This window comes from Streptomyces hainanensis, assembly GCF_004348415.1.
GTDB classification, from domain to species: Bacteria; Actinomycetota; Actinomycetes; order Streptomycetales; family Streptomycetaceae; genus Streptomyces; species Streptomyces hainanensis.
The window spans coordinates 1-14,053 of record NZ_SMKI01000179.1 but is presented as its reverse complement, the minus strand read 5'-3'; the positions used below and the strand labels follow the sequence as shown (position 1 = coordinate 14,053).

Below are 14,053 nucleotides of genomic sequence, written 5' to 3'. Positions count from 1 at the left end.
TGGCCACCGGACTGGGAAAGACGGTGGTCGGCGGCGAAGTGATCGCTCGCCATCTCAGTCGGAATCCCAGCGACAAGGTCCTGGTCGTCGCCCCGACCAAGGACCTGGTGGACCAGCTGGAACGCGCTCGACCCCACCGCCCAGGACCTGCTCTTCCACGAGGCGCACACGGCCCGCGCCTTCACCGACGAGCCGGTGACCGACGAGCAGGTCGCGGCGGTCTACGACCTGATCAAGCTGGCGCCGACCGCGTTCAACTCCTCGCCGCTGCGGATCACGCTGGTCCGCAGCCCGGAGGCCAAGCAGCGGCTGCTGCGGCACGTCGCCTCCGGCAACCAGCGGCAGACGGCCGAGGCGCCGGTCACCGCCATCCTGGCCGCCGACCTGTACTTCCACGAGAAGCTGCCGACGCTGGTCCCGGCGAAGCCCGCGCTCAGGGACAGCTTCGAGGGGGACGTGGAGGGGCGCGCCGCGTCGGCGAAGCTGAACGCCACGCTGCAGATCGGCTACTTCCTGCTCGGCGTGCGGGCGGCCGGGTTCGCGGCCGGCCCGATGTCCGGCTTCGACGCCGCCGGCCTCGACAAGGAGTTCTTCGGGGACGGTCGGCAGCGCTCGCTGGTGCTGGTGAACATCGGCCGGCCGGCCGACTCGGCGTTCGCGCCCCGGCAGCCGCGGCTGAGCGCCGACGAGGCCGTCACCTCGCTCTGAGGCTCCGGGGCTCCGAGCGGGGCGCCCCGTCAGCCGGCCCTGACCTCCAGGGTCTCGGCGAAGTACACGAGCCGGTCGGTGGCCGCCGAGCCGAACACCACGGTGGTCACGCCCGGCTCCGCCAGCACCAGGGCGTCGTAGCGCTCGCCCTCGTACCTGGCCCAGTCCCGGCCGGCCACCGACACGGTCTCGCCGGTGTCCTCCGCGTCCCTGGTCACCGAGGCCACGAAGGGGTCGGAGCCGGCGACGACGGCGTCGGACTGCGCGAGCGCCACGTAGTCGTCGTTCGGCCCGATGAGCCCGAGTCGCCAGGTGGCGCCGAACTCGCCCATCGGCTCGTACCGCACGGAGGTGGCGCGCCAGTCCTCCGGAAGCCCCTCGGGGGCGAGCAGTTCGTACGGGGCGGCGCGGGCCGCGGTGCTGGCCGCGACCTCGTACTCGACCTCGCGCACCGGGTCGATGGACTCGTCGTGCGGGATGAAGAAGTACATGGCGAAGGCGCCGACACAGATGATCGCCAGCGAGAGCACCATGTTCCGGACGGTCTGGAAGCGTTGGCGCGACCTGGCGGCCGGTCGGCCGCCGGCCGCCGGCCGGTCCTCGGCCGCTTCCGGCTCCGTTCCCGTCTCCGCCTCGTTCACCGTCTCCGCCTGGTGCACCGTCTCGCTCGCCACCCCGCCATGGTCGCGCACGGCGCCCGACGCCCCACCACCGCCCCCGGCATCGCTCATCCGAAGGGCCCTCTGCTCATGTGTACGGAAGCGGGCTAGAGTCGAAAGTACCCTCTGCCCAGAAAGGCACCCCCGATGCCCGAACACCTTCCGCCGCTGCTCGACGTCGATCCCCACGCCCCGGACCGCAACCTGGCGCTCGAACTCGTCCGCGTCACCGAGGCCGGCGCCATGGCCTCGGGACGCTGGGTCGGGCGCGGCGACAAGAACGGCGCGGACGGCGCGGCCGTCCGGGCCATGCGCACGCTGGTCTCCACGGTCTCGATGAACGGCGTGGTCGTGATCGGCGAGGGCGAGAAGGACGAGGCGCCCATGCTGTTCAACGGCGAGCGGGTGGGCGACGGCACCGGGCCCGAGTGCGACGTCGCCGTCGACCCGGTGGACGGCACCACCCTCACCGCCAAGGGCATGGCGAACGCGGTGTCCGTGCTCGCGGTGGCCGAGCGCGGCGCGATGTTCGACCCCAGCGCCGTCTTCTACATGGACAAGCTGGCGACGGGCCCGGTGGCCGCCGAGTTCGTCGACATCGACGCGCCGCCGGCCGTCAACATCCGCCGGGTCGCCAAGGCCAAGGGCGGCGCCCCCGAGGACGTCACGGTGGTCATCCTGGACCGGCCGCGCCACGCGGACCTGGTGCGCGAGGTGCGGGAGAGCGGCGCCCGGATCAAGTTCATCCAGGACGGGGACGTCGCAGGCGCGATCATGACCGTCCGCGAGGGCACCGGCGCCGACCTGCTGCTCGGCGTCGGCGGCACCCCCGAGGGCATCATCGCCGCCTGCGCCATCAAGTGCCTGGGCGGCACCATCCAGGGCAAGCTCTGGCCCAAGGACGAGACCGAGCGCCGCGCCGCGTTGGACGCCGGCCACGACCTGGAGCGGGTACTGCACACCGACGACCTGGTGCGCGGCGAGAACGTCTTCTTCGTCGCCACCGGCATCACGGACGGCGACCTGCTCCGGGGCGTCCGCTACCACGGCGAGACGGCCACCACCCAGTCGCTGGTGGTCCGTTCACGCTCCGGCACGATCCGTCAGATCGACTCCACGCACCGCCTGTCCAAGCTCCGCGCCTACAGCGCGATCGACTTCGACCGCGGCCGCTGAGCGCCGACCGCTGGCCGCTGGCCGCGAGCAGCCCGACGCCGACCTCCGCCCACCGAACCTCGGTCGGCCCGGGCCGCCAGGCCCGGAACCGTCTGCCGGGCAGGGTCGGGCCGGCGGCCGAGGGCAGCGTCGCGGGGTGGAATCCCGAAATCACCTGCCTGGGCGGGGCTCGTCAGCGGCGTGCCTGCCAACTGGCCGGAGGCCGCGCCGACGTACGGCCGCGGTCCGCGAGGCGAAGGTGGGCCGCGGCCACCGTGGAACAACGGCATGGCGGTGGCGCGGGCAAGCGTGAACCCCCGTGCTCCGCACGGAGGTGGGCCAATCTTTCGCAGCGGACGGGGGAAGCGTCAAGGCGCCGCCCACGCAATCCCCCACGGGACGACGGCGGGCCGGTGGCGGCGCATCGGGGGCCACGGCGCACGGCAGCCGCGCCAGTCGGCGCACTGCCGTGCGGAAGGCGGCCGGCCGGGCGGTGGCGATGCCGGCCGGGACGGGCAGGGCGGCCACGCCCGAACCGGTGGCCACGCCCGAACCGGTGGCCACGCCCGAACCGGCGGTCGCGCCCGTTTCGCCTCCGGCCGGCCAGGCCCAGCGGCCGGAGGCGAGGGGTGCGGGTGGGACGGTCGGACGGCAGCCGAGGCCGGCTGGCCCCCGGTGACGGCCGGAGTGGGCGCGGGTTGCGGGGACGGCAGGGCGGCCACGCCCGAACCGGCGGCCACGCCCGACCGGTCAGGCGATGCGGCTGATGTCCGCGGCCCGACCGCCGGACGTGGTGGCCTCGCGGCGCCGGCGCCGGCTCAGCACCACCCGCCGCTCGGCGGCGGTGAGGCCGCCCCACACTCCGTACGGCTCCGGCTGGAGCAGCGCGTGCTCCCGGCACTCGAGGAGCACCGGGCAGCGGGCGCAGACCGACTTGGCCGCCTGCTCCCTCGACAGGCGTGCCGCCGTGGGCTCCTGCGAGGGGGCGAAGAACAGCCCCGCCTCGTCGCGGCGGCAGGCCGCCTCCGAATGCCAGGGACCGGCCAGGTCCCTCGGGCTGCGCTGTGTGGGGACGGATGGGGACCACTGAGACTCTTGTGGCGGTGACGATTGCAGCACGGTCAACTCCTGATGACGGCTACGGAGGTCGCTCCTGGCGTGGACCCTCACCCGCGCGTGGGGGAGCCGCGGTTCGCCCTTCCCATCATGCGGCCATACGAGTGACGGTCCCCCGAGCCCTACCCGCTGTGCGCACGCTTATGCACGGAGCGACAACAAGCCAGTCGTATCAGTCGTTACGTCAGTCGTTCCGGTTAATCGACTCCGTTATGCGTCGACCCGCGGTGACGTCGCGCGTCATTCGTCACGGAGGTCGCGGATACGCCGGCCCCCCACGGTCCTGGCGTCCACGCCGCCCCAGATGGCCACACCCTGGACGGTGATCACGGGCGCGGTCGGCTCGGTGGACTCGGTCTCCTTGACCTCGAAGCCGCCCATGACGCCGCTGCCCGCGCTGCGCAGCGTGACGTTCTCCGGGAGCTTGATCTCGATCCCGCCGCAGATCGCCGTGGCGTTGATGACCACGTGCTGCTGCTCGAAGATCGCCTCGGTCAGGTCGAGTTCGACGCCGCCGCAGACCGCGACCGCGTTGATCTTCCCGCCAACCCGCCAACGCCCCTGCCGGCTGGCGCCGCTGAGCACCGCCACCACGTTCTTGGGTCCTGACATCTGGAGCCCGTGGCCCGAGGGGCGGGCGGCCGGCCGCGGCCCGTGGCCCGACGCGGGCGCGGGTGGCTGGCGTTGCCCGGCCGGCAGGTCGCCGATCAGCGGTTCGAGCTCGGCCAGCGTCTTCGCCCGGTAGACGGCGTCGATCCGCTCCGCGTGCTCCTCGGCGTCGATGCGGCCCTCGGCCAGGGCCTCGCGCAGGATGTCGGCTATCCGGTCCCGGTCCGCGTCGGAGGCGCGGACCGCCGGTGGCCCGGCGGCGGCCTGCTGTGGGGCCGCCGACGTGTCCAACGGCAGCTTGTCCAACGGCACCCCGTCCAGGGGCGCCTTCTCGAGGGGCACGGCGGGCGGGTTCTCGGCTGTCACTCGATCAGCGTACCGAAACGCGATACATCGCGACCAGTCCCGGGGGCCGGTGTCCGCCATCGAAGCGGCCATTCCCCGTCAACCGCGAAACCACCCGAAACGGTGATTCCGGGAGCAGTGTCACGTATGCCACGGTGGGAACTTCCATCCACCCCCACGAGGATCATGGAGTCCCCGCGAGATGCTCACCATCGGCGACCAGTTCCCCGCCTACCAACTGACGGGCGTGGTAGGCCCGTCAGACGCCCTGGAGTTCCGCACCTTCTCCGGTGAGGACCGGGAGAAGAGCTGGAGGGTCCTCTTCTTCTGGCCGAAGGACTTCACCTTCGTCTGCCCCACCGAGATCGCCGCCTTCGGCCGGCTGCACGCGGAGTTCGACGAGCGGGACACCCGGGTCCTCGGCGTCTCCGGCGACTCCGAGTACGTGCACCACGCCTGGCGTCGGGCCCACGAGGACCTGCGCGAGCTGCCGATCCCGATGCTGTCCGACTCCCGCCAGGACCTCATGCGGGCCTGCGGCGTGCGCGGCCCCGACGGCTTCGCGCAGCGCGCCGTGTTCGTCGTCGACCCCGACAACGAGATCCAGTTCACGATGGTCACGGCGGGCTCCGTGGGCCGCAACCCCACCGAGGTGCTGCGGGTGTTGGACGCGTTGCAGACCGACGAGCTCTGTCCCTGCAACTGGAACCGGGGCGAGGAGACCCTGGATCCGGTCAAGCTGCTCGCGGGCGTGTGAGGCACCGGTACCGATGGCCCTCGACGACCTCAAGGCCGCGCTCCCCGGCTACGCGAAGGACCTGCGGCTCAACCTCGGCTCGGTGACCACCACCTCCGGGCTCTCCCCCCAGCAACTCTGGGGCACCCTGCTGGCCTGCGCCGTCGCGGCGCGCTCCGCGCGGGTGCTGCGCGCACTCGAACCGGAGGCCAGGGCCGGGCTCACGGCCGAGGCGTTCGACGCGGTGCGGGCGGTGGCCGCCACCATGGCGATGAACAACGTCTACTACCGGGCCAGGCACCAGCTCTCCGACCCCGGTTACGGCTCCCTGCGAGCCGGTCTGCGGATGACCGCGCTCGCCGACGAGGCGGTGCCCAGGGCCGACCTGGAGCTGTGGTCGCTCGCGGTCTCCGCGGTCAACGGCTGCGGCCAGTGCCTCGACGCGCACGAGAAGGCGTTGCGCGAGGCCGGGCTGGCCCGCGAGACGATCCACGACGCGCTCCGGGTCGCCGCCGTGGTCCAGGCCGTGGCCACCACGTTGGACGCCGAGGCGGCGGTGAGCGGCGCGCCGGAGGCGCTGCCGCTCGGTCAGCCGGCCGGCTAGCCCGCCGGCGCGGGCGGGGCCATCTCGAACCAGACCAACTTGCCGGTGCTCAGGCGCGTCGCGCCCCACTTCCTGGCGAGCCGCTGGACGAGGTAGAGGCCCCGCCCGCCCTCGTCGGCCGGCCCCGCCTGCCGCAGCCGCGGCAGCTGGGGCACGTCGTCGCCGACCTCGCAGCGCAGCACGTCGGTGCGGAGCAGCCGGACGGTGACCGGGCGTTCGGCGTACCGGACGGCGTTGGTGACGACCTCGCTGACGAGCAGCTCCACCGAGTCCTCGAGCTCGGCGAGCTCCCACCGCTCCAGGCTCTCGCGCACCAGCTTCCTGGCCTCGCGCACCGATTCGGCGCGCGGGTCGAGGCGGCGGAAGGCGACCCGCTCCGGGGCGATGCCCTCGAACCTGGCGGCCAACAGGGCGATGTCGTCGTCGCGGTCGCCGGGGCCGACGATGTCCAGGATCTCGTCGCACAGCGGCTCGAGCGGCAGCGCGGCGTCCGGCCTGGTGAGCCCCGAGATGTCCGCCAGCTTCTCGCGTAGATGCTGGACGCCGGTCCACACGTCCCGGGTGCGGGACTCCACGAGGCCGTCGGTGTAGAGGAGCAGGGTGGCGCCGGCCGGCGCGTCGAACTCGACGGTCTCGAAGTCCACGCCGCCGACGCCGATCGGGGCGTTGGGCGGCAGCTCGACCAGCTCGGTGGAGCCGTCCACGTGGAGCAGCACGGGCGGCGGGTGGCCGGCGTTGGCGGCCGTGATGCGGTGCGCGACCGGGTCGTAGACGGCGTAGAGGCAGGTGGCCATCCGGTCGGTGCCGAGCCGTTGGGCCTGCTCGTCGAGGTGGTGCAGCACCTCCTGGGGCGGCAGGTCGAGGCCGGCCAGGGTCTGCACGGTCGTCCGCAGCTGGCCCATGATGGCGGCGGAGGTCGTGGAGTGGCCCATCACGTCGCCCACGACCAGCGCGACCCGGCTGCCGGGCAGCGGGATGGCGTCGTACCAGTCGCCGCCGACGCGGGCCGACTGGGCGGCCGGCAGGTAACGGCTGGCCAGCCGGACGCCGGTGGGCGCGGGCAGGTCGTCGGGGAGCATGGTGCGCTGCAACTCGTCGGCGATGGACGCCTCACGGCCGTACAGCATGGCCTTGTCGACGCCGAGCGCGGAGTGGGTGGCGAGCTGCGCGGCGACCTGGAGGTCCTCCTGCTCGAACGCCTCGCGCTCCGGCGGGCGGAGGAAGACCGCGACGCCGATGACCCGCCGGCGGCCGCGCAGCGGGGCGATGATCGCGCGGCGGTCCTCGGGGATCACCGTGGCGCCGGTCAGCTCCCGCAGCGCCGCCCTGGGCACCTGGGACTCGGTGAACAGCGGACGCACCCCGCGCATCACCTCGGCCAGCGGGCCGTTGCCGCGCACCTCGACCAGCGAGGTGGCGCCGGCCAGCAGCGGGAGGAGCGAGCCGCTCGGGTCGGCGGTGTCGGGGGCCCTGGTGTTGCCGAAGGCCAGCTGCTCGGGGATGCGGTCGGTGCGGCGGAGCTTGAGGACCAGCGGGCTGACGAGCATCTCGTCGCCGACCGGCATGGGGTTGAGGAGGTAGACCAGGATCGCGTCGGAGAAGGCCGGGACGGAGGCCCGGCACAGGCCGATGACGATCTCGTCCACGTCGATGCCCCGGGCGATCCGGCGGGTGGCGGACCCCACGAACCGCAGCCGGTCGGTCTCGCGCATCCCGCCGTTCAGCCCCTCGCCGGTGGTGGGGTGGACGGGCGGATGTTCTGCGGTACCGGGCTCGGAGCGGGCGTGCGGCAGCGCTGGGCTCTCGACGAACGAGGGTACGTCCGCCGTGCGAGCCACGGGCTGCGGTGGGGTCGGGTCCGTCACGAGGGGATGTCCATCCAGGCGGGGAACTAGCGTGCGGGGTGGGGGCATTGTGCAGTTGTGTGGTCGTGGGGGTGATCCTACGTTTGGCGCCCCGGTCGATATCAAGAGGCTCTGGGGTGCCTCGGCAAGCTTGGTACCTCGGTCGAGGGCGCCATGGGCGCCTCAGGTGAGGGTGCCATGGCGGGGGCTGATCTGTCCCAACCCTGCGGGGAATTGGCCCAGTCGGGGGGCAGCAGGGGAACCCGCCAGCGCGGGTCGGGACGCCAGGAGGCCCAGTTCTCGGAGAACGGCGGACCCCAGTCGCGGATCAGCCGGACGGCCCGGCCGCCGGCCTCGCGAATGCGTGCCGCCTGCTCCGCGTCCAGCAGGCCTGCCTGCTGCGCTTGGGCGAACTCGTCCTCGTCCCGCCACTCCCAGCTGTGATCGGGGTAGACCGCGATGTCGAGAAAGTGGTCCTCGGAATCCACCCCGCCCGACCACCTGCTCCGGGGCTCTTCAAGGTTGACGTACCAGTTCTTGAAGCGCCAGCCCCGCTCCCAGAAAAGCCACACGGACCAGGGTTCGTCCGGGCGCGCCAGCTTGAGGACGCCGGTGCCCAGCCACTGCGTTCGAACGGTGATCCTCGGCTTGGTGTAACGGGTCGCCAGCGGCTCCAGGTGGATGGCGGTTCCGTCGGCCAACTCCGGCCGCACGCAGTCGGTGCCGGGGGCCATCCAGACGGCCAACAGCTCCGACGTGTCCCGGACGACGGTGACGGGCCGGCAGATGTGGAACCCGACACCGCCGTTGGCCCGGTAACGCCACAGGATGTGGTCACCGGGCCGCCAGCGGTGCGCGTCCGGGGGCCGGTCTGTTCCCGTTGTCATCTACACATGGTATTCGGGCCGCCCCGGGGAGTGGGCGCATCCGGCCGCGTTGACGGGGGTGCGACCCGTCAGGGAACGGTAGGGAAACGCCCCGGAAATGATCAAGGGCGCGTCATGCGGAGCACGTCGAGCGCCTCGTCCAGCTGTTCGATCGTCAACTCGCCCCGCTCGACGTAGCCGCCGTCGAGCACCGCCTCGCGGATCGTCTTGCGCTCCTTGAGAGCACGCTTGGCGATCTTGGCGGCCTCCTCGTAGCCGAGGTAGCGGTTGAGCGGGGTGACCACGGATGGCGAGGATTCGGCGTACTCGCGGGCACGCTCCTCGTTGGCGGTGATGCCGTCGACGGTGCGGTCGGCCAGCAGCCGGGAGGCGTTCGCCAGGAGCCGGACGGACTCCAGCAGGTTCTTGGCGATGACCGGCAGCATGACGTTCAGCTCGAAGTTGCCGGAGGCGCCGGCCGTGGTGACCGTCACGTCGTTGCCGATCACCTGGGTGGCCACCATCAGCACGGCCTCCGGGATCACCGGGTTGACCTTGCCCGGCATGATCGACGAGCCGGGCTGGAGGTCGGGCAGGTTGATCTCGGCGAGGCCGGTGCGCGGCCCCGAGGACATCCAGCGCAGGTCGTTGCAGATCTTGGTGAGCGAGACGGCGATGGTGCGCAGCTGCCCGGAGGCCTCCACCAGGCCGTCGCGGGCGCCCTGGGCCTCGAAGTGGTCGCGGGCCTCGGTCAGCGGCAGACCGGTGGTGCGGGCCACCTCGGCGATGACGGCGGCCGAGAAGCCGGGCGGGGTGTTGATGCCGGTGCCGACGGCGGTGCCGCCGAGCGGCAGCTCGGCGAGCCGCGGCAGCGAGGCGCTCAACCGCTCGATGCCGTAGCGGATCTGGGCCGCGTAGCCGTCGAACTCCTGGCCGAGGGTGACGGGGGTGGCGTCCATCAGGTGGGTGCGGCCGGACTTGACGACGCCGGCGAATTCCTGGCCCTTGCGCTCCAGCGACTCGGCGAGGTGGGCGAGGGCCGGGACCAGGCTGCCGATGACCGCACCGGTGGCGGCGATGTGGATGGAGGACGGGAAGACGTCGTTGGAGGACTGGCTGGCGTTGACGTGGTCGTTGGGGTGCACCGGGCGGCCGAGGCGCTCGGTGGCGAGGGTGGCCAGCACCTCGTTGGTGTTCATGTTCGAGGAGGTGCCTGACCCGGTCTGGAAGACGTCGATCGGGAAGTGTTCGTCCCAACGCCCGTCGACCACCTCGTCGGCGGCGGCCGCGATCGCCTCGGCCATGTCCTTGTCGATCACGCCGAGCTCGGCGTTGACGGTCGCCGCCGCCGCCTTGATCCTGGCCAGGGCCGCGATGTGCGCGCGCTCGATCCGCTGGCCGGAGATCGGGAAGTTCTCCACGGCCCGCTGGGTCTGCGCGCGCCACCGCGCCTCGGCGGGCACCCGCACCTCTCCCATGGAGTCGTGCTCGATCCGGTACTCATTCGTCCCACTCATAAGGACGAATCTACCGGCAGCCCCGGCCGCGCCGTTCGCCACCCGAACGAGCCACCGCCTACTCGGTCCGCAGCCCTTCCGGCCGCATCAGGTACCAGAGGGACGGCAGGCTGAGGAGTGTGACCAGAGCGATCACGCCGGCGCCTGCGGCGGCGATCGGCAGGAACGCCAGCCAGTCGCCGACCGGCAGGCCCACCATGCTCATCAGCAGGGCGCCGAGGCCCGTGCCCACGGCGATGGCCAGTGCCAGGCCGAGCACCACCGGGATCGCCGTCTGCCAGAGCAGCGACGCGCTGAGGGTGCGGCGCCGGGTGCCGACCGCGATCAGGGCGGACAGCAGGTGCCTGCGCTCGCGCAGCTGCTCCACGGTGGTGACGACCATGCTGGCGCCTATCAGGAGCAGCACACCGGTGGCGCCGATCAGCAGGCCGAGCTGGATCCGCTCCATGTTCAGGCTGACCCGCTCCGACTGGAGCTCCAGGACGGAGGGGGCGTCCGGTCGGTCCCAGGCGGCGTTCCGCACCCGCTCGACGGCGTCCGGGTCGGACGGGTCGAGGGAGAGCAGGACGTCGGTGGAGGCATCGCCGAGCAGTTCGCTGTCGAGTGCGGCGGGGGTGGCGAGGATGCCGAAGGAGACGGCGCCGGCGGCATCGGAGCGGAGCGACACCGACGTGATGGACTGCGGCACCGTCCAGAGGGCGGCGGCCGGCTCTCCCTCCTCAGGCGACCCGCCCGAGGTACCCGAGAGGTCGACGCGCTCGCCGGGTGAGAACACCTCCCCTCCCTCGGTTCCCGGGAGATAGCCCGAGAGGAAGAAGACGTCCCCGTCGGTGCAGCCGGGAAGCTCCGCGAATCCTCCGAGGACCGCGCAGTCCCCCACCGTCACCGTGGTGGACGACTCGTCGGTGAGGCCGGTGGCCGTGCCCCTGACCGCCCCCAGGGCGGACTCGACGCCCGGCAGGCTCTCCAGGTCGCCGACGGCCCTGGTGCTCGCCGCTCCCTTGGCGTCCAGGCCGATGACCTGTACCTGGTGGCGGCTCGGGTCCTGGCCGGTGTCGGTGGTCTCCACGGTGCGGACCCCGGCGAAGAGCATGTAGAGGGCGGTGGCCGCCGCCACCGCGACGGTGATGCCGCTGACGGCGCGGGCCGCCGGGCCACTGCCCAACTGGAGCCGCCTGGTGAAGCCAGCTGCCAGGAGAGCGGACCGCCGCGCAGCGCGCCGACCAGCCGCTCGACGAGCCAGGGCAGCACGACGGTGGCCCCGGTGAGCAGCAGCACGATGCCCACACCGGCCTGGGTGAGGGTGGCGTCGTCCGCGTCGACGAAGCGGAAGGTGAGCGGAACCAGCAGAAGGAGGCCGAGCAGCAGGGGCACCACGCGCCAGACGAGCCGGCGGGGCCGGCCCTCGGCGTGCCGGACCACCCCGAGCGGCTCCACGGTGACGCCGCGCAGCGCGAAGAGGGTGACCGTCAGCGCGGCGGCCGGCACGACCAGCAGGACGAGGAGGATCAGGCCGGCCTCGGGCACGATGTCGCCCGGGTAGGCGCTGAGGTCCGCGACCCGGAGGGTGCCGAGGTACTGACGTGCCGCCAGGAAGAGCGGGACGCCGAGGAGCAGGCCGAGGAGGGAGCCGGCCAGCGACTCGCCCGCCGCGATCCTGCGGGTCATGGCCATGTCGGCACCGACCAGGCGCAGCGCGGCGAGCCTGCGGTCCCGACGCTCGCCGCCGAACCGTGCCGCGGTGCCGATGAAGACGGCCACGGGCATCAGCAGCCCGACGCAGATCACCAGCACGAGCAGCGCCATCGCGGCCGTCAACGGCTCGCCGAAGGTGGGGTTCCCGAAGCCGGTGGCCCGGGACGCCTCGCCGGCGAGGGCGTCGCTGCCCAGGTAGTAGTAGAGGTCTCCCGGGCCGTCCAGGCCGTCGTCGCCGATGACGCCGACCCGCTCGTGGTCGAGACGCTCGGCGAGCAGCCGCCCGTCGGCCGAGTCGAGCAGTTCGGCGAGGGCGGGTGAGACGACCATCTCACCCGGCCCGGGGAAGGCGTCGAGGCCGGGCGGCGGGGCGGCGGTGGTGGCCGCGCCCGCCTCGGGCTGGAGGACCAGGCCGCCGATCTCCTCGCCGCGGTACTCGGTGGCGCCGCCCGCGGTCAGAAAGGTGTCGGGCCCTGGCCCGCTGTCGTCCATCGCCCAGACGGGCTCGCGCGCCTCCACCCGCTGGGCGCGGGCTTCGAGGGCGCTGGGGACCGAGGCGGCGAGCGCCAACACCACGACGCCGAGCGCCACGCCCACGGCGGTGAGCGCCGTGCGCGCCCAGCCGGAGCGGCCGCCGGCCAGCGCGAACCTGGCGCCCATGCCCAGGTCGCGCGCCCAGACGCGGAGGGTGCTCATACCGCCCCCGCCATGTCCCTGGCCCGCCCGTCGCGGACGACGACCTCACGGTCCGAGTACGCGGCGACCCGCGACTCGTGGGTGACGAGCACCACGGCGGTGCCCGTGTCACGGGCGGCCGCGACCAGCAGCTCCATCACCCGCTCGCCGTTCAACGAGTCGAGGGCGCCGGTGGGTTCGTCCGCGAAGAGCACCCGGGGGTTGTTCACCAGGGCGCGGGCCACCGCGACCCGCTGGCCCTGGCCGCCGGAGATCTGGCCGGGACGGTGGTGGCGCACGTCCGCCACCTCGAGCCGCGCCAGCCACTCGGCCGCCGTGGCCTCCGCCTCCCGGCGCGGGGTGCCGATGAGCCGGAGCGGCAGCGCCACGTTCTCCGCGCAGGTGAGCTCGGGCACCAACTGGCCGAACTGGAAGACGAAGCCGAAGTCGGTGCGGCGCAGCGCGCTGCGCTCGGCGTCGGACAGGAGGGCCAGATCGCGGCCGGCGTAGTGGATGCCACCCGAGTCGGGCTGGACGATGCCGGCCAGGCAGTGCAGCAGCGTGGACTTGCCGGAGCCCGACGGGCCCATCACCGCGACCACCTCGCCGGCCCGGATGACGAAGCTCGCGCCGGCGAGCGCCGGGGTGGCGCCGTAGCTCTTGTGCAGGTCGGTGGCGGCGAGCAGGCCGCCCCCGGGGCTCTGGGGGCTCTGGGGCGTCTGGGCGGTCATGCGCGGATCTCCGAGGCGAGACGGTCGAGGCGGGCCGCGGCGAGCTCGAGCCAGCGCAGGTCGGCCTCCAGATGGAACAGGGCGTGGTCGCAGACGAGTTGGTCGGCGAGATCCCCACCGGACTTGCGGCGGGTGAGCTCGCGCATCAGCCGCAGGTGCTCGGAACGCTGGGTGTCCAGCAGGGTGTCGGCGTCGCGGCCGGTGAGCAGCGCGAGCACGACCTTGGTGTAGAGCAGGCTCTGCAGATAGGGCTCCGGCTTCTCCGGGGTGGCGAGCCAGCCCTCGACGTCGGTGACGCCGGCGTCGGTGATGGCGTACCGCTTGCGCTCCGGGCCCCCGCCCGGCTCTATCCCCTCGACCTCGACCAGGCCGTTCTTCAGCAGGCGGGACATCGTCGAGTAGACCTGCCCGTAGTGCAGGGGGCGGTCCTGCCCGAAGTGGGTGTCGAAGGTGCGCTTGAGGTCGTAACCGTGGCGGGGGCCGGACTCCAGGAGCCCGAGAAGTGTGTGACCGATAGACATGACCGTGACTATACACTGCGCGTATACACCCCGGGTATACATCTTTGGTATAGCCATCCGGTCGACGTCCGTCACCTCGGTGCCACGGATCGGCATAGGTCAGGCAACGCCGCATACCCCAGCGGCGTCTGATCATCTAGCGTGGGAGCTACAGCGAGTACCGGCCTGGGGCCGAGGTGGACGGGGGCCTTTCGGTGGAGAAGCAGACCGCGCGGGAGGAGCCACCGGCACCCACCCCGCCGGCCCCGGCCGCCGTCGCTGGCGCGCCGCGG

At 72.8% G+C, this 14,053-nt stretch carries 14 protein-coding genes and 1 pseudogene; 5 read left to right on the top strand and 10 right to left on the bottom strand.

Going from position 1 to position 14,053, the window contains the following annotated elements:
• Positions 1 to 23 precede the first annotated feature (23 nt).
• Both E1283_RS39890 and E1283_RS17915 read left to right on the top strand, forming a co-directional pair.
• Positions 24 to 68: pseudogene (locus tag E1283_RS39890) on the top strand (hypothetical protein); the annotation flags it as partial.
• 79 nt (positions 69 to 147) lie between these two features.
• Complete coding sequence (locus E1283_RS17915) at positions 148 to 708, top strand: malonic semialdehyde reductase (protein WP_243744916.1); 561 nt, start codon at positions 148 to 150, stop codon at positions 706 to 708.
• Positions 709 to 737: 29 nt separating this feature from the next.
• Here E1283_RS17915 and E1283_RS17910 read toward each other — a convergent pair whose 3' ends face one another.
• On the bottom strand, positions 738 to 1,382 hold the full coding sequence (locus E1283_RS17910; protein WP_243744914.1) for a DUF4245 domain-containing protein: 645 nt from the start codon (positions 1,380 to 1,382) through the stop codon (positions 738 to 740).
• Positions 1,383 to 1,514: 132 nt separating this feature from the next.
• Between E1283_RS17910 and glpX the strand changes: the two genes are divergently transcribed.
• The gene (gene glpX / locus E1283_RS17905) at positions 1,515 to 2,543 is read left to right on the top strand and encodes a class II fructose-bisphosphatase (RefSeq protein ID WP_132819074.1); all 1,029 of its coding nucleotides are present in this window, start codon (positions 1,515 to 1,517) and stop codon (positions 2,541 to 2,543) included.
• A gap of 729 nt (positions 2,544 to 3,272) precedes the next feature.
• Here the strand turns inward: glpX and E1283_RS17900 are convergent.
• Entirely contained in the window at positions 3,273 to 3,641 is a 369-nt protein-coding gene (locus tag E1283_RS17900; RefSeq protein WP_425086193.1) for a WhiB family transcriptional regulator, read from the bottom strand.
• 237 nt (positions 3,642 to 3,878) lie between these two features.
• On the bottom strand, positions 3,879 to 4,613 hold the full coding sequence (locus E1283_RS17895; protein ID WP_341829934.1) for a DUF1707 SHOCT-like domain-containing protein: 735 nt from the start codon (positions 4,611 to 4,613) through the stop codon (positions 3,879 to 3,881).
• A gap of 181 nt (positions 4,614 to 4,794) precedes the next feature.
• Between E1283_RS17895 and E1283_RS17890 the strand changes: the two genes are divergently transcribed.
• Positions 4,795 to 5,349, top strand: coding sequence for a peroxiredoxin (locus tag E1283_RS17890; RefSeq protein WP_132819072.1), 555 nt, complete (start codon positions 4,795 to 4,797; stop codon positions 5,347 to 5,349).
• A 13-nt stretch (positions 5,350 to 5,362) separates the two neighbouring features.
• Positions 5,363 to 5,932, top strand: a complete 570-nt coding sequence (gene ahpD, locus E1283_RS17885) for an alkylhydroperoxidase, AhpD family (RefSeq protein WP_132819071.1) — start codon at positions 5,363 to 5,365, stop codon at positions 5,930 to 5,932.
• On the opposite strand, the gene E1283_RS17880 is transcribed toward ahpD, so the two are convergent.
• The 7 genes from E1283_RS17880 to E1283_RS17855 form a co-directional block, all read right to left on the bottom strand.
• A complete protein-coding gene (locus E1283_RS17880; protein WP_243744913.1) occupies positions 5,929 to 7,797 on the bottom strand; it encodes an ATP-binding SpoIIE family protein phosphatase in 1,869 nt (622 codons plus the stop codon). The genes ahpD and E1283_RS17880 overlap by 4 nt on opposite strands.
• Positions 7,798 to 7,898: 101 nt before the next feature.
• Positions 7,899 to 8,663: a cytidylyl-2-hydroxypropylphosphonate hydrolase gene (gene fomD / locus E1283_RS17875; protein ID WP_132819069.1), complete on the bottom strand. Its 765-nt coding sequence runs from the start codon at positions 8,661 to 8,663 to the stop codon at positions 7,899 to 7,901.
• A 101-nt stretch (positions 8,664 to 8,764) separates the two neighbouring features.
• Positions 8,765 to 10,159 (bottom strand): class II fumarate hydratase, encoded by a 1,395-nt coding sequence (locus tag E1283_RS17870; protein ID WP_132819068.1) that lies wholly within the window; start codon positions 10,157 to 10,159, stop codon positions 8,765 to 8,767.
• A gap of 58 nt (positions 10,160 to 10,217) precedes the next feature.
• The gene (locus tag E1283_RS39735) at positions 10,218 to 10,541 is read right to left on the bottom strand and encodes an FtsX-like permease family protein (RefSeq protein ID WP_341829935.1); all 324 of its coding nucleotides are present in this window, start codon (positions 10,539 to 10,541) and stop codon (positions 10,218 to 10,220) included.
• A 500-nt stretch (positions 10,542 to 11,041) separates the two neighbouring features.
• Positions 11,042 to 12,550 carry an FtsX-like permease family protein gene (locus tag E1283_RS39730; protein WP_341829933.1) on the bottom strand — a complete coding sequence of 503 codons (1,509 nt, stop codon included), beginning with the start codon at positions 12,548 to 12,550 and terminating at the stop codon, positions 11,042 to 11,044.
• Positions 12,547 to 13,260: an ABC transporter ATP-binding protein gene (locus tag E1283_RS17860; RefSeq protein ID WP_132819067.1), complete on the bottom strand. Its 714-nt coding sequence runs from the start codon at positions 13,258 to 13,260 to the stop codon at positions 12,547 to 12,549. Before E1283_RS17860 ends, E1283_RS39730 begins: the two co-directional genes overlap by 4 nt.
• Positions 13,257 to 13,781 carry a PadR family transcriptional regulator gene (locus E1283_RS17855; protein WP_132819066.1) on the bottom strand — a complete coding sequence of 175 codons (525 nt, stop codon included), beginning with the start codon at positions 13,779 to 13,781 and terminating at the stop codon, positions 13,257 to 13,259. Before E1283_RS17855 ends, E1283_RS17860 begins: the two co-directional genes overlap by 4 nt.
• Positions 13,782 to 14,053: the final 272 nt, after the last annotated feature.

What these genes read in the sequence shown, in the direction of transcription:
- glpX (WP_132819074.1), top strand. Translation starts at nt 1,515, where the DNA reads ATGCCCGAACACCTTCCGCCGCTGCTCGACGTCGATCCCCACGCCCCG.
- E1283_RS17890 (WP_132819072.1), top strand. Translation starts at nt 4,795, where the DNA reads ATGCTCACCATCGGCGACCAGTTCCCCGCCTACCAACTGACGGGCGTG.
- ahpD (WP_132819071.1), top strand. Translation starts at nt 5,363, where the DNA reads ATGGCCCTCGACGACCTCAAGGCCGCGCTCCCCGGCTACGCGAAGGAC.
- fomD (WP_132819069.1), bottom strand. Translation starts at nt 8,663, where the DNA reads ATGACAACGGGAACAGACCGGCCCCCGGACGCGCACCGCTGGCGGCCC.
- E1283_RS17870 (WP_132819068.1), bottom strand. Translation starts at nt 10,159, where the DNA reads ATGAGTGGGACGAATGAGTACCGGATCGAGCACGACTCCATGGGAGAG.
- E1283_RS39735 (WP_341829935.1), bottom strand. Translation starts at nt 10,541, where the DNA reads ATGGTCGTCACCACCGTGGAGCAGCTGCGCGAGCGCAGGCACCTGCTG.
- E1283_RS39730 (WP_341829933.1), bottom strand. Translation starts at nt 12,550, where the DNA reads ATGAGCACCCTCCGCGTCTGGGCGCGCGACCTGGGCATGGGCGCCAGG.
- E1283_RS17860 (WP_132819067.1), bottom strand. Translation starts at nt 13,260, where the DNA reads ATGACCGCCCAGACGCCCCAGAGCCCCCAGAGCCCCGGGGGCGGCCTG.
- E1283_RS17855 (WP_132819066.1), bottom strand. Translation starts at nt 13,781, where the DNA reads ATGTCTATCGGTCACACACTTCTCGGGCTCCTGGAGTCCGGCCCCCGC.